This is a genomic window from Hymenobacter sp. UYAg731, assembly GCF_054061335.1.
This window is the reverse complement of sequence record NZ_JBSSEC010000004.1, coordinates 67,296-89,273: the sequence shown is the minus strand read 5'-3', so window position 1 is coordinate 89,273 and position 21,978 is coordinate 67,296. Positions and strand designations below refer to the sequence as shown.

Annotated in this window: 20 protein-coding genes; 13 read left to right on the top strand and 7 right to left on the bottom strand. The window is 61.2% G+C overall.

What is annotated here, in order from left to right; genetic code table 11:
- Position 1: 1 nt before the first annotated feature.
- The 5 genes from bcp (at position 2) to ACVWYF_RS12365 (ending at position 4,713) form a co-directional block, all read left to right on the top strand.
- The gene (bcp, locus tag ACVWYF_RS12385) at positions 2–451 is read left to right on the top strand and encodes a thioredoxin-dependent thiol peroxidase (RefSeq protein WP_457068381.1); all 450 of its coding nucleotides are present in this window, start codon (positions 2–4) and stop codon (positions 449–451) included.
- Between the two features lie 310 nt (positions 452–761).
- The gene (locus ACVWYF_RS12380; RefSeq protein WP_457068379.1) at positions 762–1,646 is read left to right on the top strand and encodes a transketolase; all 885 of its coding nucleotides are present in this window, start codon (positions 762–764) and stop codon (positions 1,644–1,646) included.
- A gap of 16 nt (positions 1,647–1,662) precedes the next feature.
- Positions 1,663–3,072 carry a vWA domain-containing protein gene (locus tag ACVWYF_RS12375; RefSeq protein ID WP_457068377.1) on the top strand — a complete coding sequence of 470 codons (1,410 nt, stop codon included), beginning with the start codon at positions 1,663–1,665 and terminating at the stop codon, positions 3,070–3,072.
- Between the two features lie 2 nt (positions 3,073–3,074).
- Positions 3,075–3,710 (top strand): hypothetical protein, encoded by a 636-nt coding sequence (locus ACVWYF_RS12370; RefSeq protein ID WP_457068375.1) that lies wholly within the window; start codon positions 3,075–3,077, stop codon positions 3,708–3,710.
- 46 nt (positions 3,711–3,756) lie between these two features.
- Positions 3,757–4,713 carry a transketolase family protein gene (locus ACVWYF_RS12365; protein WP_457068373.1) on the top strand — a complete coding sequence of 319 codons (957 nt, stop codon included), beginning with the start codon at positions 3,757–3,759 and terminating at the stop codon, positions 4,711–4,713.
- A gap of 64 nt (positions 4,714–4,777) precedes the next feature.
- Here ACVWYF_RS12365 and ACVWYF_RS12360 read toward each other — a convergent pair whose 3' ends face one another.
- The gene (locus ACVWYF_RS12360; RefSeq protein ID WP_457068371.1) at positions 4,778–5,167 is read right to left on the bottom strand and encodes an RDD family protein; all 390 of its coding nucleotides are present in this window, start codon (positions 5,165–5,167) and stop codon (positions 4,778–4,780) included.
- Between the two features lie 72 nt (positions 5,168–5,239).
- Positions 5,240–5,887 (bottom strand): hypothetical protein, encoded by a 648-nt coding sequence (locus ACVWYF_RS12355; RefSeq protein WP_457068369.1) that lies wholly within the window; start codon positions 5,885–5,887, stop codon positions 5,240–5,242.
- Between the two features lie 126 nt (positions 5,888–6,013).
- Between ACVWYF_RS12355 and ACVWYF_RS12350 the strand changes: the two genes are divergently transcribed.
- From ACVWYF_RS12350 to ACVWYF_RS12335, 4 genes are all read left to right on the top strand, one after another.
- Entirely contained in the window at positions 6,014–6,562 is a 549-nt protein-coding gene (locus ACVWYF_RS12350) for an RNA polymerase sigma factor (RefSeq protein ID WP_457068367.1), read from the top strand.
- Positions 6,563–6,627: 65 nt separating this feature from the next.
- On the top strand, positions 6,628–7,095 hold the full coding sequence (locus tag ACVWYF_RS12345) for a hypothetical protein (RefSeq protein ID WP_457068365.1): 468 nt from the start codon (positions 6,628–6,630) through the stop codon (positions 7,093–7,095).
- A 24-nt stretch (positions 7,096–7,119) separates the two neighbouring features.
- The gene (locus tag ACVWYF_RS12340) at positions 7,120–7,599 is read left to right on the top strand and encodes a hypothetical protein (RefSeq protein WP_457068363.1); all 480 of its coding nucleotides are present in this window, start codon (positions 7,120–7,122) and stop codon (positions 7,597–7,599) included.
- Between the two features lie 160 nt (positions 7,600–7,759).
- Positions 7,760–8,977 carry an aspartate aminotransferase family protein gene (locus ACVWYF_RS12335; protein WP_457068361.1) on the top strand — a complete coding sequence of 406 codons (1,218 nt, stop codon included), beginning with the start codon at positions 7,760–7,762 and terminating at the stop codon, positions 8,975–8,977.
- Between the two features lie 130 nt (positions 8,978–9,107).
- Here ACVWYF_RS12335 and ACVWYF_RS12330 read toward each other — a convergent pair whose 3' ends face one another.
- Complete coding sequence (locus tag ACVWYF_RS12330) at positions 9,108–9,566, bottom strand: tellurite resistance TerB family protein (protein ID WP_457068359.1); 459 nt, start codon at positions 9,564–9,566, stop codon at positions 9,108–9,110.
- A 233-nt stretch (positions 9,567–9,799) separates the two neighbouring features.
- Here ACVWYF_RS12330 and pfkA point away from each other — a divergent pair, with 233 nt between their 5' ends.
- The gene (pfkA, locus tag ACVWYF_RS12325) at positions 9,800–10,771 is read left to right on the top strand and encodes a 6-phosphofructokinase (RefSeq protein WP_457068358.1); all 972 of its coding nucleotides are present in this window, start codon (positions 9,800–9,802) and stop codon (positions 10,769–10,771) included.
- An 81-nt stretch (positions 10,772–10,852) separates the two neighbouring features.
- On the opposite strand, the gene miaA is transcribed toward pfkA, so the two are convergent.
- The 4 genes from miaA to ACVWYF_RS12305 all read right to left on the bottom strand — a co-directional run bounded on the left by miaA (position 10,853) and on the right by ACVWYF_RS12305 (position 16,828).
- Complete coding sequence (miaA, locus tag ACVWYF_RS12320) at positions 10,853–11,770, bottom strand: tRNA (adenosine(37)-N6)-dimethylallyltransferase MiaA (protein WP_457068356.1); 918 nt, start codon at positions 11,768–11,770, stop codon at positions 10,853–10,855.
- Positions 11,771–11,881: 111 nt separating this feature from the next.
- Positions 11,882–13,849, bottom strand: coding sequence for an OmpA family protein (locus ACVWYF_RS12315; RefSeq protein WP_457068354.1), 1,968 nt, complete (start codon positions 13,847–13,849; stop codon positions 11,882–11,884).
- 145 nt (positions 13,850–13,994) lie between these two features.
- Positions 13,995–15,674, bottom strand: coding sequence for an amidase (locus ACVWYF_RS12310; RefSeq protein WP_457068352.1), 1,680 nt, complete (start codon positions 15,672–15,674; stop codon positions 13,995–13,997).
- Positions 15,671–16,828, bottom strand: coding sequence for a glycosyltransferase (locus tag ACVWYF_RS12305; RefSeq protein ID WP_457068350.1), 1,158 nt, complete (start codon positions 16,826–16,828; stop codon positions 15,671–15,673). The genes ACVWYF_RS12310 and ACVWYF_RS12305 overlap by 4 nt, the downstream gene beginning before the upstream one ends.
- A gap of 132 nt (positions 16,829–16,960) precedes the next feature.
- On the opposite strand from ACVWYF_RS12305, the gene ACVWYF_RS12300 reads away from it, so the two are divergent.
- The 3 genes from ACVWYF_RS12300 (at position 16,961) to ACVWYF_RS12290 (ending at position 21,947) form a co-directional block, all read left to right on the top strand.
- The gene (locus ACVWYF_RS12300; protein WP_457068348.1) at positions 16,961–20,620 is read left to right on the top strand and encodes a PAS domain S-box protein; all 3,660 of its coding nucleotides are present in this window, start codon (positions 16,961–16,963) and stop codon (positions 20,618–20,620) included.
- A gap of 56 nt (positions 20,621–20,676) precedes the next feature.
- Positions 20,677–21,063, top strand: a complete 387-nt coding sequence (locus ACVWYF_RS12295) for a response regulator (RefSeq protein ID WP_457068346.1) — start codon at positions 20,677–20,679, stop codon at positions 21,061–21,063.
- A gap of 116 nt (positions 21,064–21,179) precedes the next feature.
- Positions 21,180–21,947: an MBL fold metallo-hydrolase gene (locus tag ACVWYF_RS12290; protein WP_457068344.1), complete on the top strand. Its 768-nt coding sequence runs from the start codon at positions 21,180–21,182 to the stop codon at positions 21,945–21,947.
- Positions 21,948–21,978: the final 31 nt, after the last annotated feature.

Genomic DNA, 21,978 nt, shown 5'->3' with positions numbered 1-21,978 from the left:
CATGCCCCTCGAACCCGGCCAACCAGCCCCCGATTTCACCGCCCAGGACCAGGACGGCAACACCGTCAGCCTGCACGGTCTGCGCGGCCAGAAAGTCGCCCTCTACTTTTATCCCAAGGACGACACCCCCGGCTGCACCGCTCAGGCCTGCAACCTGCGCGACCACCAGGCGGAGCTCAAAGCGAGCAACATTAAAGTCATCGGCGTGAGCACCGATGGCGAGGCGGCCCACAAGAAATTCGCCCTCAAGTACGACCTGCCCTTCCCGCTGCTAGTCGATACCGACAAGACCATCGTGCAGGCCTACGGCGTGTGGCAGGAAAAGAAAAACTACGGCAAGACCTACATGGGCACCGTCCGCACGACTTTCCTGATTGACGAAAACGGCCTGATTGAGCAGGTTATCAAGAAAGTGGACACAAAGGAGCACGCCGCCCAGTTGCTGAAGTAGCGGTAGCAGCGCTATTTCTGTAAAAACACCCGGTACGCGCGTACCACGGCCGTTATTGTCCGGCGAAGCGCATGGTACGCGCGTACCAAGGCCGTTTCCGCACGTCGAAACCCTTGGTACGCGCGTACCGAGGCCATTTCCGCCCGGCGAAGCCTTTGGTACGCGCGTACTGCGGCCATTTCTGGTCGGAAAAGCCTTCGGTACGCGCGTACCGTGCTTATTTCCGGCCGGCGGAGGCGTTGGTACGTGCGTACAGTGCCCATCCCGCCGTTTACTACCTTTACCCACCGAACCCAACCATTCCCGACCCATGACCGAAACCACCGCCAAGACCGTCGAAAAACCCGAAAAGACGAACGAGGAGCTCAAGGAAATCGCCACCCAGGTGCGCCGCGACATTGTGCGCATGGTCCACGCCGTGAACTCGGGCCACCCCGGCGGCTCGCTCGGCATCACCGATTTGCTGGTGGCGCTCTACTTCAAGGTGATGAAGCACCAACCCGAGCCTTTTGACATGGACGGCAAGGACCAGGACCTGTTTTTCCTGTCCAATGGCCACACCTCGGCCACAATGTACTCGTGTTTGGCGCGTTCGGGCTACTTCCCGATTAGCGAGCTGAGCACGTTCCGCAAGCTCAACTCGCGCCTCCAGGGCCACCCCACCACGCATGAGGGCCTGCCGGGCATCCGCGTGGCCTCGGGCTCGCTGGGCCAGGGCCTGAGCGTGGCCTGCGGCGCGGCCCAGGCCAAAAAGATGAACGGCGACAAGCAGCGCGTATTCGTCCTGATGGGCGACGGCGAACTCGAAGAAGGCCAAAACTGGGAGGCCGCCCTCTACGCCAGCCACCACAAAATCGACAACCTCATTGCCATCGTGGACCGCAACGGCCAGCAGATTGACGGCTCGACCGACGAAATCGGCGGCCTCGGCGACGTGGCCGCGAAGTTCAAAGCCTTCGGCTGGCACGTCATCGAAGGCGACGGCAACCACTTTGATGCCCTCATTCCCCTGCTCGAAAACTGCGTAGCCGCCGCCGGCAAAGCCAAGCCCGTCATGTTCATCATGGACACGAAAATGGGCTTTGGCGTCGATTTCATGATGGACGGCCACAAATGGCACGGCGTCGCACCCAACGATGCGCAGTTGGCTACCGCCCTCAGCGAGCTGAAAACCGGCACCGAAGGCGACTATTAGGCCGCCGCTGTCGCCCATGCTGCTGCGTTCGTTTCGTGCGATTTACTTGCTGTTGCTGGTGGCCCTGCTCGGGCTGCCAGCACTGCAAGCGCGCGCCCAAAACGCCCCGCCCGAAAAGCCCAAGGTCACGCGCATTCTCTTCCTGCTCGATGCCTCGGGCTCGATGATGGCACCCTGGGAAGGCCAGCCCCGCTGGGAAGTGGCCAAGCGCATGCTCAGCAAAATGGTCGACTCGCTCAACGCCTACCCCAATCTGGAGCTGGGCCTGCGTGTGTACGGCCACCAGTTTCCAAATTCCGAGAAAAACTGCCAGGACTCGAAGCTGGAAGTGGCCTTCGCGCCCCGCAATGCCGCTGCCATCAAAAAGAAGCTGACTACTCTCAAGGCGCAAGGCAACACGCCCATCACGTATTCGCTGGAACAATCGGCCAACGATTTCCCCACCGATAAGTCCTCCCGCAACGTCCTGCTGCTGATAACCGACGGCCTCGAATCGTGCAACCGCGACCCCTGCGCGGCTTCCATCGCCTTGCAGCGCAAGCACGTTTTTCTGAAACCCTTCGTCATCGGCATCGGGGCCGAGCGCGATTTTGGCAAGCAGCTCGAATGCCTCGGTCAGTACTACAACGCCGCCGAGGTAAAGACCTTCCGCACGGTGATGAACGACGTCATCGCCAAAACGCTAAGCAAGACTACCGTCTCGGTCAACCTCACCGACGCCAACGGCAAGCCCGTGGAAAGCAACGTCAACATGACCTTCGTCAACAACGTGACCGAGCAGCCGGAGTACAACTACGTGCATTACCGCGACGCCCAGGGCAAGGCCGACGTGCTCGACATCGACGCCCTCCAGAGCTACGACCTCGTGATAAATACCGTGCCGCCCGTGCGCCAGGCCAACATCCCCATCTCCCCCGGCAAAGCGAACGTTCTCACCTACAAAACCCCGCAAGGCACCCTCTGGCTGCAAAACCCGCCCCTCACGCCCAACCCCTACGGCACCATCCGCGCCGTAGTGCGCACCCCGGCGGGGGCTACCGTCACGGCCGGCACCTTCGGCACTCGCCAGAAGCTGCTGGCCGGCAACTACGAAGTGGAAGCGCTAACCCTGCCGCGCACCGTGCGCCGCCTCGCCATCAAGCAGGGCCAGGAATACACCTTCACCTACGACGCCCCCGGTACCCTCAACATCACCTCCGACCTGAAAGGCTACGGCAGCATCTATCAGTTGAATGACGACGAGTCGCAAACCTGGATTTATGACTTGCCGCAGGGCGGCAGCAGCAAAATCAACCTGCCCATGCAGCCGGGCGCGTACCGGCTGGTGTTCCGTACGGGCACCAGCAATGGTAGCAAGTTTACGGATGTGCGCAATTTCAGTATTCGGAGTGGGCAGACGACTTCAGTGGCCATTTTCGGGAAGTAATTATGGAAAAGACAGTACCAAGAAAAAGCTTTCTGTTTGATGTTTTGCTGCCCAAGCTGGAAGTATTGTATGTATTAGTCAGTATACTAGGTGGAATAATGTTCTGGAACCATTGGGGCCGAGGCGAAACGCTATTGCTTGTTGGCTTGGGTGGTTTATCCGTTGTATACTATCTAAAAGCGTTCGAGCCGCAGAAGGCGATTGATGAAATAAATTTCCCACTGCAGTATTCCAACAACTTCGAAAATCAATTTTCAGTTAACGAAACCCGCTCTTTCTTGCTGGATTCATTAGCTCCGAAAGTGATGTACATCAGCAGCGCCTGTATACTGGTCGGTGTGCTGTTCAAGCTTATGTTTTGGACCGGAGGCAACACTATGCTTATTGCGACAGTGCCACTCTTGGTTTTCTTTGTCATAGCCTGCGCGCTAAGTCAGCGCATAAACCGTCGGACAGTTCTAGTGGCGTTAATCGGTGGGCTGATGCTATCAGTTTCTTCCGAAACGCTGATGCGCCAGCTTTACCGCGACGACCCACAACTGGTCGAAGCAATAGTTAATCAAATTCATCATCCGCACGACCGAATTGCTCTGGAAGCTTATCAAAAGCAAATGCATAACTACCGGTACAAGCGATAAACATTTGTAACGCCAAGCCGCTCACGGCCCTCAACCCAAACTCCCAATGAAAGACTTCCCCTACACCGAATCCAAAGACACCCGCAGCGGCTTCGGCGCTGCCCTGGCCGAGCTGGGTACCACCCACCCCAACGTCGTGGCCCTCTGCGCCGACCTCACCGGCTCACTCAAGATGGACGCCTTCAAAAAGGCCTTCCCCGAGCGGTTTTTCCAGGTGGGCATTGCCGAGGCCAACATGATGGGCGTGGCCGCCGGCATGACCATTGGTGGCAAAATCCCCTTCACGGGCACCTTCGCCAACTTCAGCACCGGCCGCGTGTATGACCAGATTCGCCAGAGCATCGCCTATTCGGGCAAGAACGTGAAAATCTGCGCCTCCCACGCCGGCCTCACGCTGGGCGAAGACGGGGCCACCCACCAGATTCTGGAAGACCTCGGCATGATGAAAATGCTGCCCGGCATGACCGTCATCAACCCCTGCGACTACAACCAGACCAAAGCCGCCACCCTCGCCATCGCCGACTACGAAGGCCCCGTGTACCTGCGCTTCGGCCGCCCCGTGGTGCCCAACTTCACGCCCGCCGACCAGAAATTCGAAATCGGCAAAGCCTGGCTGATGAACGAAGGCCCCGACGTGAGCATCTTCGCCACCGGCCACCTCGTGTGGAAAGCCGTGCTGGCCGGCAAGCTCCTGGCCGAGAAAGGCATCAACGCCGAAATCATCAACATCCACACCATCAAGCCGCTTGATGCGGAGGCCATCCTGAAATCGGTGCGCAAAACCCGTTGCGTGGTAACCGCCGAAGAGCACCAGATGAACGGTGGCCTTGGCGACAGCATCGCCCAGCTGCTGGCCCGCGAAGAGCCCCTGCCCCTGGAAATGGTGGCCGTACACGACAGCTTCGGCGAAAGCGGCACCCCCGACCAGTTGATGGAGAAATACCATTTGCTGGAGGGCGACATCGTGATTGCCGCGGAAGCGGTGATGAAGCGGAAAAAGTAATTCCCGGATTTTATTAACAACAAAGGCCAGGTAATTTGCTTGGCCTTTGTTGTTTTATAACAGCTTATACTTTTACCATTACGCTTCCAGAAACGAGGTCGTGGACTGCTCTTCTTTTGGGGTTGCTATTAATTGTTAGAAATGAAAGCCAGCCTAAGCCCACTTTTATCGGATATCTGATTATTGATTGAAACAGATTAATTCGCTTGCTGGTGTCAGCATATTTTCTGACTCGAATACGTTTTAGATAATTGCCCGCTGTGCAGCCGAAAGCCATGCAAACCGGTTCGTAGATAACAAAAAGGCCCACAAAAAGGGTGATTCTTAGCCAATCAGGCACGTTTTCGAATTTATCCAGAATGCTGGCGAATACAAACATCGAAAATATTATCAGAATCATATCAATAAAGCTAGATTGAATCCGCTCAGTTAGTAGAGGGTATTTTTCTTCCATGGGTTTTCTAATTAGGGATGGTTAGTTTTTGAATGTTAGATAAAATTGGAGAATCCGGTCAACGTGGAATAATTAGAATTCTTCCGCAACCAAAGTTCTTTGCTCCTCACGTAATTGTCGGGCGGCTTTTATTCCGCGAAACACTGTCAGGCAGAAAAATAGACGCATAAAAATGCCTCCCAATGCCGCGCTTTGGGCCATCATCAACGAATTGCCGATGCTCAGGATGCCATCCAACACTAGTAGCACGAAGGCGGTGGTGAGCGCTGGCACCGAAAGCCGGAAGTAGCCCAGCCACCCCAACGCCAGGAAGGCCACACCCTCAACCAGCGAGCCCCAGTCTAATCCGTATTGCCGTAGCATATCCATCCGGCCAAACTCGGCCAGCAAACCCAGGCCAATGTTCAATACCCCAAGAAATAGCAGCGTGTACCACGCTTGCCTGATGCGCTCTTGGGGGTGGGTGCCGCTGCCGGGCACGGGCTGGCCGCTGATAAGCAATTCCAGTTCCTGGGGATAGGTATTTTCTTTGAGCTGTGCCGAGAAGATGCGGCCATCGGGCAAACGGTATTGACGGCCTTTGGCAATTGCCGCTTCTGGGTTGGTGGCGGGCAGCACGGTATCAGCGTAGCGGACGGTGAAATTTCGATAGAAGAGACCCCAGCTGGCGGTAATGGCATCGGTGCGGGCGTCGTCGAGGTAATAGGTTTTGGTGGGCATCTAACAGACTGGAGGAATGAAGGATTTAGTGGAAACCGACGTTAAATATGGGGAATATTTTCCTGGCCGATTAAACAATGCCGACCTTAAGCGCTCCAATGGGTCGTTTTTGCCAGTATCGCGCGTTTGGAAGACCACGAAATTCTCCTCAAGTTCCAGGACCCCGCCAGCCGCAATCTGGCGTTCAACCAACTCGTGCGCAAGTACCAGAGCAAGGTGTACTGGCACGTGCGCAAGATGGTGGTGGACCACGACGACGCCGACGACCTCACCCAGGACGTCTTCATCAAGGTGTGGAAGCACCTCGAAAACTTCCGCCAGGACTCCCAACTCTTCACCTGGATTTACCGCATCGCCACCAATGAGTGCCTGAATTTCCTGAGCAGCAAGCGGCGCAAGTTCCTGCTGCCGCTCACGGACGTGGGTGCCGAGCTGGCTGCCAAAATCGAAGCCGACCCTGCCATTGCCGGCGATGCCATTGAGCTGAAGCTCCAACAAGCTATTCTGCGCCTGCCCGACAAGCAGCGTCTCGTGTTCAACCTGCGCTATTACGACGAAATGCCCTACGAGCAAATGGCCGAAGTAACCGGCACCAGCGTGGGCGCCCTGAAAGCCAGCTACCACCACGCCGTGAAAAAAGTGGAAGACTACGTAACCCGCAATACCGACGACTAACTCCGTCCCGCACAATTTTTTACTGGCGGAATTAAACGCTGCCCCCGCCATTTCATCCAACCATCATGAAAACTGCTTTCAAGCTTGACGCGCACCCCCGGCGGCCCCGCCCGCTGCTGAGCGAGCCGCCCGCAGGCTACTTCGATAAACTGCCGATGCAGATAATGGCCCGCCTACCCCAGGCCGAGGCCCGCGAAACCGCGCCGGGCTGGCGCTGGCTCAGCTTCCTGTCGCCGGCGCTGCGCACCGGGTTGGCCTCGGTGGCCGTGCTGGGCGGCTTTGCCGCCTCGTTCTACATGAGCGGCAGCGCGCCGCTGGTGCCGGCCACGGCCGCCACGGCCTCGCTCGATGCCGTGCCGCGTACCGAGCTGGTGGGCTACCTGCTCACGAGCGGCGCCCGCGTCGAAAACTCCGACCTCGCCGTGCTCACCGCCGCTAATCCGGCCATCACTAAAGGCTTCCTGCACGCTTCGGAAGCTGAGCTGGATGATGCGCTGGACGCGCAACCTTCCGACGATTCTACGTACCTATAATTTCTGTATTCCTACCTCGCTATCATGTCCGTTTTATCATCCATGTTTCGTTTGCTGAGCTTGGCCGCTTTGTTGCTGTTGCTGGCCCCGGCCGCGCATGCCCAGGGCGGTGGCCGCCGAGGCCAGCGCCTGGGCCAGCTCGAAAACGCCAAAATTGCCTTTATCACCAACCGCGTTTCGCTCACCCAGGACCAGGCTCAGAAGTTCTGGCCGCTCTACAACGAATTTTCCGACCGCCGGCGCGAGCTCAACCGCAGCGGCCGCCTGCTGCGCCGCGACGTAACCGAGGGCATGACCGACCCGCAAATCCGCGACAACTTCACCCAAGCCTTCAACATGCGCCAGCAGGAACTGAACCTCGAAAAGGAGTATTTCGACAAGTTTCAAAAAGTCATTTCCCTGCGCCAGGTGGCCCAGTTGTTTCAGGCCGAGCGCGACTTCACCAAGGAGGTTATCAAACGCGTGGCTGGGGCGGGTACTCAGCCCGCCATTGACACCAACTGAGTCAGTTTCTTTTTGAGCTATGCCGAGAGGCCGCTGCCCCGCAGCGGCCTCTTTACTTTTGCGGAATAATCGAAAGCTCGGCCACTCTTGTTTGTAACGCCACAAAGCGGCCGCGCAGTCGTCTCCGAAATCCGAAAAATCCGTCAAATCCGTTAAATCTGTGGTCCTCACCCCCCGCCAATTATTCCTGCGCCACCAGGCCCAAACCTCCGATTTTCCGCTGCTGCTGGAAATCGAGCGGGCCGAAGGCGTGTACATGTACGGCCCCGATGGCCGCCGCTACCTCGACCTCATTTCGGGCATCGGCGTAAGCAACGTGGGCCACCGCCACCCGCGCGTGCTGGCCGGCATTCAGGCCCAGCTCGATAAGTACCTGCACCTGATGGTGTATGGCGAGCTGGTGCAGGCCGTGCCCGCCCAGCTGGCCGAGGCCATCCACCAAACCCTGCCCGCCCACCTGGATTCGGTGTTTTTCACCAACTCCGGCACCGAAGCCATCGAGGGGGCGCTGAAGCTGGCCAAGCGCCACACCGGCCGCACCGAGCTCGTTTCCTGCCTCAACGCCTACCACGGCTCCACGCATGGCGCGCTGTCCATCACCGGCTCCGAAGACTTCAAAAATAGCTTCCGCCCACTGCTGCCCGACGTGCGCCACATTCGCCACAACGACTTTGCCGACCTGATGCTGATTACCGAGCGCACGGCCGCCGTCGTCATCGAAACCGTTCAGGGCGAGGCCGGCGTGCGCGTGCCCTCGCCTTATTACCTGCCGGCCCTGCGCCGCCGCTGCCGCGAAGTGGGCGCCCTGCTCATTCTCGACGAAATCCAGTGCGGCTACGGGCGCACCGGTACTATGTGGGCGTTCGAGCAGTTCGGCATCGAGCCCGATATCCTGGTGTGCGCCAAGGGCATGGGCGGCGGCATGCCCATCGGAGCCTTCATTTCGAGCATGGAAATTATGTCCGGCTTCAAAACCAACCCTATTCTAGGGCACTGCACCACTTTCGGCGGGCACCCGGTAAGCTGCGCGGCGGCTCTGGCCACGCTGCAAGTGATGCAGGACGAGAAACTGGCCGAAGGCGTAGCCGCCAAAGCGGCGCGGTTCCGGGAGCAGCTGCGGCACCCGGCCATCCGGGCGGTGCGCGGCTGCGGCCTGCTCATGGCCGTGGAGTTCGACTCCTTCGCCATGCTCAAGCCCATCATCGACTACGCGCTGGCGCACGAAGGCATCCTCACCGACTGGTTCCTGTTCTGCGACAACTCGCTACGGCTGGCCCCGCCGCTTACCATCAGCGAAGCCGAGATTGACGAGGCCTGCGCCGCCCTGCTGCGCGCCATCGAGCACATTGCCGGTGGGGGCGTGGACCATACCCGGTAGGACCAACCAGAACGACTGAGGAACCGGCCGCTGGCCAGCTCGGCGCACTCACAAACAAAGCGGCCCGTTGGCAGCCCGATTTCGGATTGCCAACGGGCCATCACTGTTTCGGAAAACCCGAAAACATCTATTATACTGCCACGTTGGGTCGGGGCAACTCGTTGTAGTTCAGGAAAGACGTGCTTTCTTCTTTTATGCGCTCACGGGGCAGGCCATCTTTGACACCCTGCGAAATCTTGCGTACCAGCACGCCCACAATGGCTTTGCGGAAGCCCAGCTTCTCGGCCATCATGATGCAGAAATCCATCTCGGTTTCGTCCACAATGCCGTCGGCCAGCATCATATCCACGAGGTCGAAAATCTGGTCGAACCGCTCCGAATCGGTGGTGGGCAGGTCATTGGTGCTGCCTTTCGAGCCCGAAACCAGTGCCTGCACTTCGGAAGTGCTGATACCGTTCTTTTTGCCCACCGCAAGGATGAAGTTCATCTCCCGGGCGTCGATATGGCCGTCGGCTTTAGCCAGCGCCGCGAGATTCAACAGGTGGCTTTTGATTTTTTTAGCCTGCTCATTTTCGAAAAAACCGAACATAAAACGTGGGAATTAAGAAGTGGAAGATGATTTTGGGAACAGAACCGTGATTTCAGGGGTAAGATACACGTAAAATCGGCTTTTTGTTGTCAAATTATTGTTCTGCTAAGGAAAATAACAATCGTTTCCATAACGCCAATTTCTATGGCAGGGTTGAGGGTTTGCATTCATTTCGCCAACTTTGCGCGGTTTGGGTGCCATTTGCGCGCCCTGTTGCATTTATGACAGGTCAGATGAAGAGAATAGCGGTTTTTACGAGTGGAGGCGATTCGCCGGGCATGAACGCCGCCATCCGGGCAGTGGTGCGTACGGCCACGTACCACGGCATTGAGGTTTACGGCATTATGCGGGGCTACAGCGGCATGATTAAGGGCGAATTTGTACGTCTTGATTCGGCTTCGGTATCCAATACAGTGCAGAAGGGCGGCACCATTCTGAAATCGGCCCGCAGCCAGAAATTCATGACCAAGGAAGGCCGCCAGCAGGCTTTCGACCAGCTGGTTAACAACGGCATTGAAGGCCTCGTGGCCATTGGTGGCAACGGCACCTTCACCGGAGCCATGATTTTTGAGGAAGAGTTCGGTATCCCGACGGTGGGCGCGCCGGGCACGATTGACAACGACCTGTACGGCACGGACTACACCATCGGCTACGATACAGCCGTGAACACAGCGCTGGAGTGCATCGACAAAATCCGGGATACGGCCGACTCACACGACCGCTGCTTCTTTGTGGAGGTGATGGGCCGCGACTCGGGCTACATCGCTATTCCGTGCGCTATCGGCGGCGGGGCCGAAATTGTGATGATTCCTGAAACGCAAATGAGCGTGGACGTGGTGATTGACACCCTGCAAACGGGCTGGCAGCGCTCCAAAACCTCGTTCATCGTTATCGTGGCCGAGGGCGAGGAGGAAGGCAACGCCACCAACACGGCGGCCCGCGTGAAGGAAGCCATCCCGCAGCTCGATACCCGCGTTACGGTTATTGGGCACATTCAGCGCGGTGGTTCCCCCACGGCCGCCGACCGCCTGCTGGGCTCCCAAATCGGCATCGCCGCCGTGGAAGGCCTCATGAACGGCATGCGCAACGTAATGGCCGGGATTGTAGATAAAAAGCTGGTTTATACGCCGTTCACGGACACGATTAACAAGAAAAAAATCATCAACCAGAGCTTCATGCGGATGGTGGAGATTCTCAGTGTTTAATTGTAAATTTTGATTTATAGATTATAAATGGCTGAGTAAAATGTCCGTGCGGCTACTGTAGGGCCATTTATAATTCAAAATTTACAATTCGACCCAGGCGTAGCCGGGGTCGCGCCGTAGCCAGGACATCTGGCGCTTGGCGTAGCGGCGGGTGTTACGCTGGAGCAGGCGCACGGCTTCGGCCCAGTCGTACTCGCCGTCCAGAAAACCGAAAATTTCTTGGTAGCCCACGGTTTGCAGGGCGTGGTGGTGGCGGTAGGGCAGCACTGCTTCTACTTCGGCCAGCAGGCCGACAGCCAGCATGTGCTCTACGCGCAGGTTGATGCGCTGGTAGAGCTCCTCCCGCTCGCGGGTGAGGGCCACTTTGACGTTGCGGAACAGCGGGTTTTCGGGCGGCGGGCCATCGGTGTGGAAGCTGGAGAACGGCCGGCCGGTGGCGCGGGTGATTTCCAGGGCCCGCACTACGCGCTGGGGGTTTTGCTGGTCGATGCGGGCGTGGGCAACGGGGTCGGTTTCGGCCAGCTCGGCCACGAGGTGGGGGAGGCCTTGGGCGGCCAGCTCAGCGTGGAGCTGGGCGCGCACTTCGGGCGGCACGCTGGGCAATTCGTCCAGCCCGTCGGTTACGGCCTGCACGTAGAGGCCCGACCCGCCGGTGAGTATGACCAGTGGGTACTTTCGGAACAAGTCGGTGAGCACGGCCAGGCAATCGGTAGCAAACCGGCCGGCGCTGTAATCCTCGCTGATGCTGTGGCTATCGATGAAATGGTGGGGCACGCCTTGCATTTCGGCCGGCGTGGGCTTGGCCGTGCCGATGCTGAGCTCGCGGAAAAACTGGCGCGAATCGGCCGAGACTATTTCGGTATGGAACTGCTGCGCCAATTGCACGCAGAGGGCCGTTTTGCCCACGGCCGTGGGGCCGGCAATGGTGAGCAGCGCGGGGCGCGGGTCGGCGGCGGTGGGGGCCAGTTGGGCGAGGATTTCGGGGGGAAGTGCGGACACGATGGCGTTAAAAGTAGCGCGAACTTTGTAGTTCGCGTCCCCGCGCCGGTGGAGTGGCTTTAATGGCGTGGGGACGCGAACTACAAAGTTCGCGCTACGTCGCGCTACAATCTATTGCAGCCCGACGATGCGAAACTCTACGCGGCGATTAAGGCGGCGGGTGGCTTCCTGGTCGTTGCTGGCGAGGGGCTCGGCCCCGCCCAGGCCCAGGCCGGTAATGCGGGTGTCGGCCACGCCGTGGTCGGCAAGGTAGGCTTTCACGGCGGCCACACGCTGCTGGCTGAGCACCACGTTTTTTTCGGGGGGGCCCACGTTGTCGGTGTGGCCGCGTAGCTCGATGGTGAGGCCGGGGTTGTCAATCATCAGCCGCACCAGCTTGTTGAGGGCGGCGGCCGATGCTGGCAGCATCGTGGCTTTTCCCTGCTCGAACTGCACATTGGCGAGTTGCTGGGTAGCTCCCACGGCCAGCGGGCGCAGCAGGATGTCGCGCACCAGCGGGCCGGGCGTGGCGGCCCAGGTGCTATCAGTGGGGAAATAGCCGGGGTGCTGGGCGTGGTATTGGCAGGCACGTCCTGGCGCGGTGGTATAGGTGAAGCTGCCCCGCACCGACAGCAGCACGGCCGTGCCCACTTCGTCGCGGTCGAGGCGCAGCTGGGCCTGCGGCAGGGGCAGGGAAGTGGTGGCGTCGAGCACGCGGCCTTCCCAAGTGGCGGTGGTGGGCGTGGGTGGCGGCAGGGGCGGGGCGGGCGGCACCACGCCAAACAGATTGCAGCCGGCCAGGTCGGTGTAGGTGCCCCCGCGCACGCGGGTGGCCTGGCGGCGTGCCAAATCAACCTGGTAGAGCCCGTGCGGCCCGGCCAGGTAGAGGCGGCGGCGGCCGGCGGCATCGTTCTGCATCAGCAGGTCGCTGTAGCCGCCGCGCACGGGCAGGCCGTCCAGGGCAATGCGCTCGGGCGCGGGCTGTTTGGTGTTCATATTCACTTTTAGCAGCGAGCCGTCGGTGCTGTACACCATGTACATGGTGCTGGCATCGTCGAGGCAAAAGTTGCCGTGCGTGCCCGCGCTGGCAAACCCAATGAGGGGATAATACGGCGCTTTGCGGATGGGGTCGGAGGCCCATACCACGCTCACGCGGCCCTCGTGGGGGCTCACGCGCACTAGCTGGTTGGCGTCGGAGGTCATGAAATACAGGTCGCCGTGGTCGTCGGTGGCGGCCGAAATCCAGACGTTTTCGGGGCCTTGGGCGGGCAGCTGCCAGTCGGTGTAGGCCCCGCGTCGGGCGGCGGGGTCGTAGCGGTACACGCGCTCGGGGGCATTGGTGGGCGCTTTCGTGACGGAATACAGGCAGTTATCGAACCCCTTGGCCAAGGCGTAGGACTGAAATGGCAGCACCTGGCGGTGCGTCTTGGGCGTGGCGGAGGGGTCAGCGGTCGAAAACTCGTGGATGGTGCGGCAGTCGTCTTCCCACTGCCCGTCGTGGTAGCGCAGGGCAGCGATGCCGTACATTTTACCGTCGCAAATCTGGTCAACGTAGCGGCGGCTGGGCCAGGGCGCGTTGGTGAAGGCGAACGACTCAACCAACTGCCGCCCCTCGGCCAGGTAGCGACCGTCCTGGTCGGTGCCGGCCCGGTATTCTACCCGGAACTCGTAGCCGCCGCGCCACAGCTGCCGGCCCACTACGTGCGTGCGCAGGGCCGGGGTGGCCGAAGCGTACGTGTATTCGTAGTCAATCTCATCGGTGGGGCCGGCGCTGTGCTGGTCCAGGCGTAGCACCTGCACGCGCGGCAGCCGCTGAATACGCTGCACCACCGAATCGGGCCGGCCCGCGCCCAGCAGGCGCAGGTCGCGCCGGTCGTCGGGCAGGGGCTGCTGGCTCACTTTTACCGTGGCGTTGGTGGCGGGCGCGCCGGCCGTGAACGTGGCTACCGCACCGCCTACCGCCCGGGGCGGTACCCAGCCCGGCGCATAAGTCAGCCGGTAGCGGTCCTGCGCGTCAGTGTACTGGGTGGCGGGCGGCGTGGGCTGCGCGCTCAGCTCCAGCCTGCAGCTCAGCAAGACCAGCATCAGAAAAATCTTCATTGGCCGGAGCAACGGGAAACGAGGGTAAGCAGCCACGAAGCAATAATTTCGGCGTGTAGTGCTATCCATCAGACCGGCAAGATAGTGCCCACGGCCGCCTTCCGGGCGGAAAGCGGCCGTGGAGTCGGCATGAATACGCCAACATCTACGGCATCGGCGGGTGCTTTTCGTCGAAATCAGTAGCGTCCTGATAGGCCTTGGCAAGGGCCAGCAGGGTGCCTTCTTCGTAAAGCTGGCCCATGAAGGTGATGGTGGTGGGCAGGCCGGCGGCCGTAAAGCCGTTGGGTACCGCCACGGCGGGCTGGCCGGTGAGATTGGTGAGCACGAGGTTGGCGCTGAACGAGGGCGCGATATAGCAATCGAAGCCTTTGAGCTGGGCGTCCATCTGCTCGATGAGCAGGCTGCGTACGCGCTGGGCCTGGAGGTATTCCACGGCCGGAATGAAGCGGGCCGAGCGGAAGCTGTTGGGCCAGGCCGAGCGGTTCTGGAGCACCATCTGGCCGTCGCGGCCCGAGCGGGTGAGGTCGTCGAAGGCCGCCGCGCCCTCGGCCGTGAGCACGAAGCGCAACGCGCCGGGCGAGATGGCCGGCAGCTCCAGCGGCACCAGCTCCACGCCCAGCTTGCGCAGCACGTCCAGGGTGGCCTGGTCGTTGGCCTTGGTAGGATAATTCTGGTCGAAAGCCGCTTTGAGGTAGCCGACGCGCAGCTTTTTGATGTTGGTGCCGAATGCGTACTGGAAGCGGTTGGGAGCCAGCAGGGTGGCGGGGTCGCGGGCATCGGGGCCGGCGGCGCACAGGGCGGCCAGCACTATGGCACAGTCCTCGGCCGAGCGGGTGAGGGGGCCGGCCTTGTCCATGGTCCAGCTCAGGGCCATGGCCCCGGCGCGGCTCACGCGGCCGTAGGTGGGGCGCAGGCCGGTCACGCCGCAGGCCGTGCTGGGGCTGATGATGGAGCCCAGCGTTTCGGTGCCCATGGCAAACGGCAGCAGCCCCGCCGCCACCGCCGAAGCGGAGCCTGCCGACGACCCGCTCGAACCCTTGGTTACGTCCCACGGCGTGCGGGTTTTCTCGCCAAACCACACGTCGCCCTGGGCCAGCTCGCCCAGCGTGAGCTTGGCGCACAGCACGGCCCCGGCGGCGCGCAGGCGCTCCACCACGGCCGCGTCCTCGTCCAGCGTCTGGTCTTTGTAAGGCACCGAGCCCCAGGTGGTTTTGTAGCCTTTGGCGCTGAATAAGTCCTTCGCTCCGTACGGAATGCCGTGCAGCGGGCCGCGGTATTTGCCGGCTTTGATTTCCTGGTCGGCCTGCCGGGCCTGTTGCAGGGCCAAGTCTTCGGTGAGGGTGATGACGCAGTGCAGGCGCGGGTCGTACTTCTTCAGGCGGGCCAGGAAAAAGGTGGTGAGCTCCTCGGAAGTGACCTGCCGGGTGCGCAGCAGCTCGCCCAGCTGCCGCACGGTGTAGAAGGCTAGGTCGTCTCGGTTGGCGGGCAGCTTTACTTTGGCGGTTTCGGGCAGCTTGCCCGCATTGCTGTTCGTGGCGGAGAGCTGCGCCTGTCGCATCCGCAGCGGGCGCGGGTCGAATACCACGGACGGAGCCACGCTGTTGGGCAGCGGAATTTTGCGCAGCGCCTCGTAGCTGTCGCGGTAGCCATTCAGGTTGCGGCGGGTCGAATCGAGCTGGGCATCGTTGAAATTCAGCCCGAAAACCTGCTGCGCGGCGCGTAGGATGGGCACCGTAATTTCGTTGGGCGCGGTGGGGCGGGCCACAAAGGCTCCGGCCACAAAGCAGGCACCGCCAAGGAGTAATGAGGGAAGAAGTTTTTTCATGCTGGAGTGGGGCTAGCAAATAATTCAGCAAATAGTTTCAGCAGCACTTGTTCTTCGTGCTGCCAGCTGAGCTGGGGGGCGGCGCGGCGGCAGTTTTCGGCCAGGTGCTGGTAGCGGGCGGGTTCGTCGCGCAGCAGGCGGTTGAGGGCGGCGGCCAGGGTAGCGGGGGCCAGGTCGGTCACCAACTCGGCCACGTCGAACTGGTCGTTGAGGGCGCGGTATTCGGGGAAGTCGATGAGCACCTGCGGGATGCCGGCATGCACGTAATCGAAGAATTTATTGGCCAGCGAATAATAGTAGCTCAGGCCGATGTTTTCCAGCAGCATAATGCCCACCGCCGCGTACCGTGTGACTTCGCGTAACGCCTCGGGCAGCACAAAGCCCCGAAATTCAACTTTGCCCTCCGGGTACGACCGCGAAGCCAGCAAACCCAGCCGCTCCGCCCGCTCGCGCAATGCCGCCGAAAGGTCGCCCTCGCCGCAAATCACCAGCCGGCCCGCCACCTGCGGCATGGCATCAATGAGGCTTTCCAGACCCCGGCCTACGTTCAGCGCGCCCTGGTAGAGGATGTAGCCAGCGGGCGGCGCGGCATCCGGCGCGGGTGGTAGCACCTCGTCGGTACGCAGGCGGCTCACGTTGCGCACCACGGCGAAGGGCCGCCCGTAGCGCTGCTCAAACACCCGCGCCAGGGCCGGGCCTACGGTGTAGGCCAGCCGGGCGCGCGGCACGATGAAGCCCTCCACCCAGCGCCAGATGCGCTGCACGGCGGGCCGGGCCACCACTTCGGGCACTTCCGTGAATAGCTCATGGGCGTCGTATACGAAGGGCTGGCCGCCCAGGCGGGCGCGCAGCCACACGGGCAGGGCGGTGTCGAGGTCGCAGGCGCACCAAGCGGCGGCGCGCTGGCCCAGTAGGTAAATGAAAAGCCGCAGGTTGTATTCGAGGTAAAAAAGCTTGCCCTGCTGAAACCAGCCGCGCAGGCGGTGCTGCTGGTAGGACTGCGGCGTGAGCGGGGGCGAGGCCGGCCGCTGCCAGCCCACCAGCTGCACCCGGTAGCCGGCGGCGGCCAGGCTGCCGCAGATGCGCTGCATCCGCTGGTCGAAGCACAAATCGGTGGTGACGGTAAACAGCAGCTGCTTGGTTGGGAGCGACAAGGACGGGTGGGGCGAGGGCCGGGCGGGCAGAGCCGGGCGGAGGTTAATTTATTTTGGCCAAATTTACACCGCCGCCTCGCAGCGCGGTGGCTTATCTTAGCCGGAAATATCAACCGGTAGTACGTGTCGTTTATGGCTTCTTTTTCGGCTACTTCCACTGCCCGCCCCGTGGCCCCGCCCCTGGCGGCGCTGCTCGACCAGCTTGGTCAGGTGTATATGCTGGCCGATTTGAAGGGCATCATCGTTGAAGTCAACGAGGCGATGCTGGCCCTCACGGGCTACACCCGCGACAAAGTGCTGGGCCAGCACTGCTACCAGCTGTTTGCCCCGCCCGCCGAGCGCGAATCGCGGCGGCGCGAGTTTTTGGAAATCATCGAGCATCAGACCTTGGCGGCCAGCTACGAGCGGTCGGTGCTCACGCGCACGGGCCAGTTGCGCTACGTGACGTGGCAGTTTGGCTTCACCCACGATGCCGCCGGGAGAGCGACCGGCTTGTGGATGGCCGGGCACGAACTGGCCAGCCGTAGCGTGGTGAGCCCGGCCCTGGCCGGCGACAGCACCCACCTCCAGGACTTCCTCGACAATGCCCAGGACCTGGTGCAGCACCTCGGGGCCGACAACGGCTTCCTGTTTGTGAACAAGGCCTGGAAGGAAAAGCTGGGCTACACCGATGCTGAGCTGGCCACCCGCACCCTGGCCGATGTGGTGCATCCGTACTACAAGGCCAAGCTGCTCTACCAGCTGCGCAACCTCTACGACGGCGAACCGGTGAACAAGGTTGAAACCGTGTTTCTGACCAGCCAGGGCAAGCCCGTACACCTCATCGGGAGCATGAACGTGGTGCGCGAGGAAGGCCAGCCGGTGAGCAGCCGCGCCATTCTGCACGACATCACGGACCGCATCAAGGCCGAGCGCCTGCAAAAGGTCTACTACAGCATCGCCAACCTGGCCATCTCGGCCAAGGACTTGCCCAGCCTCTACGGGGCCATTCACCGCGAGCTGAGCAAGATTATCGAAACCAGCAACCTGTTCATCGCCCTGTGTGACGATGCCCGCACGCAGCTGCAGTTCGTGTACCACGTCGACCAGTATCCGCAGGCCCGGCAGCAGGGCACGCGGCCGTTTTCGGCGGGCGTGTCGGAGTACATCATTGCCGGCGGGCAGCCGCGCTACCTCACCCATACCGACTACCAGCAGCTGGTACGCAGCGGGGCCGTCACGGCCTTTGGGCAGGCCCCGGAGGTGATGCTGGCCTCCCCGCTGAGCATCGGCGACCGCATCATCGGGGTGCTGGCCGTGCAGGACTACAGCCGCGCCGATGCCTACACGCCCGGCGACCTCGACGTGCTGCACTTCATCTCGAACCAGGTGGCGCTGGCCATTGAACGCAAGCGCAACGAGGAGCAGATTGGCAAGCAAACCGCCCGTCTCAACGCTATTTTCGAGAGCGGCTCGCACGTCATGTGGACGGTGGACACCCGCGCCAACCTCATGAACTTCAACCGCAACTACGCGGCCCTGTTCCTGCGGCGCAACGGCACCTACCCGGTACGCGGCCTCAACCTCTGGAAAGCCGACCTGGAGCAGATGCCCGCCAACGAGCGCAACACCTTTGTGGAGCACTACGACGCGGCCGCCAAGGGCCAAGCCCAGCGCTTCGAGATGCGCCTGCGCGATGCCCGGGGCTACGATGTGTGGACCGATATTTACCTGAACCCGATTTACCTGGGCGACGGCTCGTTTGAGGAAATTTCGGCTATTGCCCACGACATCACCGAGCAGAAGCGCGCCCAACTGGCCCTGGAAGGGCAGGAAGAGAAATTTCGCTCCATCTTCGAGTCGTTTCAGGACATCTATTACCGCACCGACGAGGAGGGCCTGCTCACCATCGTCAGCCCTTCGGTGCGCGACGTGCTGGGCTATGCGCCCGAGGAAGTGCTGGGCAAGCCTGTGGCCGATTTTTACGTCGAAACCATTGACCGGCCCCGGGCCAATGAGGAAGTGGAGCGCAGCGGCGGCCTGCGCAACTTCGAAACCCAGCTCTGGCACAAGGAAGGTTACCCCGTGAGCGTGCTCGTGAATGCGCGCATTGTGGGCGAAGGCCTGATAGGTACCCAGGGCATTGCCCGCGACGTGACCGAAATCAAGCAGATGCAGGACGACCTGCGCCATGCCAAAGACGAGGCCGAAGCCGCCCTGGAGGCCAAAACGCAGTTTTTGGCCAACATGAGCCACGAGCTGCGCACGCCCATGAACGGCATCATCGGCATGATTGACCTGCTCGACCAGACCGTGGAAACCGACGAGCAGCTCGACTACGTGGACACCCTGCGCAAGAGCTCCGACGCCCTGCTCACCATCCTGAATGACATTCTGGACCTGTCGAAAATCCAGGCCGGCAAGCTCCAGATTCACGAAACCCCCATCGAGCTGCAGGCTGTGATGGAGCGCATCCGCGCCCTATTCATCTACCGGGCCGAGCAGAAGCACATCCGCTTCACCTACCACATCACGCCGCACACCCCGCGCTACGTGATAACCGACGAGGTGCGCCTGCTCCAAATCTTGTCCAACCTGGTGGCCAACGCCATCAAGTTCACCAACGAAGGCACGGTGGGCATCGTGGTGAGCAGCGTGAGTACCGACGGCGAGCTGCACACCCTGCGCTTCGCGGTGCAGGACTCGGGCATCGGTATTTCGAGCGACAACGCCAGCCTGCTCTTTACTAATTTCACCCAGCTCGACACCACGCCCAGCAAGGCCTACGGCGGCACGGGCCTGGGCCTGAGCATCAGCCGGCAGCTGGCCGAGCTGCTGGGCGGCGAGATTGGCGTGTTGTCCGACGAGGGCGAGGGCTCCGTGTTCTGGTTCACCATCAGCGCCCGCGAGGCCCAGCACGTCGAGCCGCTCACCGTAGCTCCGGTGCGCGAGGCCGCGTTCCAGCCCTTCGAGGCCGCCCCCATGGTGCTGCTCGTCGATGACAACGCCATCAACCAGAAGGTGGGCCAGCGCCTGCTCACCAAGCTGGGCTGCGACGTCACCATCGCCGGCGGCGGCCCCGAGGCTATTGCCCTGGTCAGCACGCCGGGCATCGTTTACAACATTATTTTCATGGACATCCAGATGCCGGACATGGACGGGGTGGCCGCCACCGCCGCAATCCGGCGCTTGCTGGGGGCCGCCTGCCCGCCCGTGGTGGCCATGACGGCCTACTCCATGCAGGAAGACGCCGGCCGCTTCATGAGCCAGGGCCTGGATGACTACGTGGGCAAGCCCGTGAAAAGCCGGCACCTCTACGAAGTGCTGCACCGTTGGCTGCGGCCGCGTACCACGCCCGTCACGCCCCCGGCCATGGCCCTCGGGACCAATGGCACCGCCCCCGCTTTGGTGCCCGCCGCGCTATCTGTTTCGGTGCCCGCCGAGCCCCGGGAGCCCACGCTTGATGTGAACATCATGCACCAGCTGATAGAGCTGGGCGGTTCCGAATTCACGTCCGACCTCTACCAGGAGTTCGAGCAGGAAGCCGGCGATTTGCTGCGCGATGCCGCCCCCGCCGTGGCCGACGCCAACTTCCGCGAGCTGCTGCCCATGCTGCACCAGCTCAAGGGCACGGCCGCCACGCTGGGCGGGGTGGCCCTGGCTGCGCAGGCCCGGCACCTTGAGAGTCAGTTCAAAGAGGGCCGGCTGGATGAAGGTGCCGTGGGTTTTCAACTTCTGGAACATTACTTTGCACAGTTCGTTGCCGAATACCCCGGCGCAGTTGAGCGCGCTGCCGACTCTTCAGCCGCCTGAACGCGGCAAATCTCTTATTACTCTACCCTATGAACCCAACCCAAAACCCTTCGCAAATGTCCGCCGAACCCGTACAGAAAACCATCCTAATTGCTGAGGACAGCTCGGTAATTCTCAATCTTACCCGCAAAATCCTGGAATTGCAGAAGTATAAAATCGTGCTGGCTAAAAACGGCGGCGAAGTACTGAAGCAGTTGGAAAGCAACGCGGTGGATTGCGTGCTGATGGACATCAACATCCCCGTGAAAGACGGCATGCAATGCACCCGCGAAATCCGCGCCCACGCCGACCCCAAAATCAACAAGCTCCCCATCATCGCCATCACCGGCAACGCCAATAACTACTCAATGGACCAGTTCCGCGAGGCCGGCGTGACCGATTACCTGCCCAAGCCGCTCGATTTCGATGCCTTGGTGCGCGTTGTGAAGCAATACGTAGGGTAAGGGAGTTAAGAGTTATGAGTTAAAAGTTAGGAGTTGGCACAGCAAAGCTTTGCGGTTCGTGCCCACTTAGGGCCATCAGCTAAACTCATAACCTTTAACTCATAACTCTTAACTGAATGACTGTAACGTTTTTAGGTACGGGCACGTCCTCGGGCGTACCCATGATTGGCTGCACCTGCACGGTGTGCCGCTCGCTCGACCACCGCGACCACCGTCTGCGCGTGTCCGTGCATCTGGAAGTGGATGGCCGCAGCTTTGTGGTCGATTCCGGACCCGATTTCCGTCAGCAGATGCTGCGCGCCCGCGTTACGCACCTCGACGCCCTACTCTTCACCCACGAGCACAAGGACCATACCGCCGGCCTCGACGACATCCGGGCCTTCAACTTCCGGCAAAAGACCGACATGCCGGTTTTTGCCGAGCCTCGCGTGCTTCAGCAGCTACGGCAGGAGTTCGCCTACATTTTTGCCGAGCACAAGTACCCCGGCGTGCCCCGCGTGGTGCTGCACCCCATCGAGCGCGACGATGTGCCGTTCGACGTGCTGGGCGTGCCCGTGCTACCGCTGCGGGCAATGCACCACCGGCTGCCAGTGCTGGGCTTCCGCATCGGCGGCTTCTGCTACCTGACGGATGCCAACCACCTCGGCCCCGAAACCCGCGCCCAGCTCCGCGACGCCGACGTTATCGTGCTCAACGCCCTACGCCGCGAGGAGCACATCTCGCACTTCACCCTGGCCCAGGCCGTGGCCGTGCTCGAAGAAGCCGCGCCCAAACGCGCCTACCTCACCCACATCAGCCACCAGCTGGGCCTGCACCGCGAGGTAGAAGCCGAACTGCCGCCTTGGATTCGGTTGGCGTATGATGGGCTGAAGGTGGAGGTGTAAGGCAATGTAGCGCGGACTTTGAGAGTCCGCG

What these genes read in the sequence shown, in the direction of transcription:
- ACVWYF_RS12340 (WP_457068363.1), top strand. Translation starts at nt 7,120, where the DNA reads ATGTCCGTTTTATCATCCATGTTTCGTTTGCTGAGCTTGGCCGCTTTG.
- ACVWYF_RS12290 (WP_457068344.1), top strand. Translation starts at nt 21,180, where the DNA reads ATGACTGTAACGTTTTTAGGTACGGGCACGTCCTCGGGCGTACCCATG.
- ACVWYF_RS12330 (WP_457068359.1), bottom strand. Translation starts at nt 9,566, where the DNA reads ATGTTCGGTTTTTTCGAAAATGAGCAGGCTAAAAAAATCAAAAGCCAC.
- ACVWYF_RS12375 (WP_457068377.1), top strand. Translation starts at nt 1,663, where the DNA reads ATGCTGCTGCGTTCGTTTCGTGCGATTTACTTGCTGTTGCTGGTGGCC.
- ACVWYF_RS12300 (WP_457068348.1), top strand. Translation starts at nt 16,961, where the DNA reads ATGGCTTCTTTTTCGGCTACTTCCACTGCCCGCCCCGTGGCCCCGCCC.
- ACVWYF_RS12295 (WP_457068346.1), top strand. Translation starts at nt 20,677, where the DNA reads ATGTCCGCCGAACCCGTACAGAAAACCATCCTAATTGCTGAGGACAGC.
- ACVWYF_RS12315 (WP_457068354.1), bottom strand. Translation starts at nt 13,849, where the DNA reads ATGAAGATTTTTCTGATGCTGGTCTTGCTGAGCTGCAGGCTGGAGCTG.
- ACVWYF_RS12370 (WP_457068375.1), top strand. Translation starts at nt 3,075, where the DNA reads ATGGAAAAGACAGTACCAAGAAAAAGCTTTCTGTTTGATGTTTTGCTG.
- ACVWYF_RS12365 (WP_457068373.1), top strand. Translation starts at nt 3,757, where the DNA reads ATGAAAGACTTCCCCTACACCGAATCCAAAGACACCCGCAGCGGCTTC.
- ACVWYF_RS12310 (WP_457068352.1), bottom strand. Translation starts at nt 15,674, where the DNA reads ATGAAAAAACTTCTTCCCTCATTACTCCTTGGCGGTGCCTGCTTTGTG.
- bcp (WP_457068381.1), top strand. Translation starts at nt 2, where the DNA reads ATGCCCCTCGAACCCGGCCAACCAGCCCCCGATTTCACCGCCCAGGAC.
- ACVWYF_RS12345 (WP_457068365.1), top strand. Translation starts at nt 6,628, where the DNA reads ATGAAAACTGCTTTCAAGCTTGACGCGCACCCCCGGCGGCCCCGCCCG.
- pfkA (WP_457068358.1), top strand. Translation starts at nt 9,800, where the DNA reads ATGAAGAGAATAGCGGTTTTTACGAGTGGAGGCGATTCGCCGGGCATG.
- ACVWYF_RS12380 (WP_457068379.1), top strand. Translation starts at nt 762, where the DNA reads ATGACCGAAACCACCGCCAAGACCGTCGAAAAACCCGAAAAGACGAAC.
- ACVWYF_RS12360 (WP_457068371.1), bottom strand. Translation starts at nt 5,167, where the DNA reads ATGGAAGAAAAATACCCTCTACTAACTGAGCGGATTCAATCTAGCTTT.
- ACVWYF_RS12355 (WP_457068369.1), bottom strand. Translation starts at nt 5,887, where the DNA reads ATGCCCACCAAAACCTATTACCTCGACGACGCCCGCACCGATGCCATT.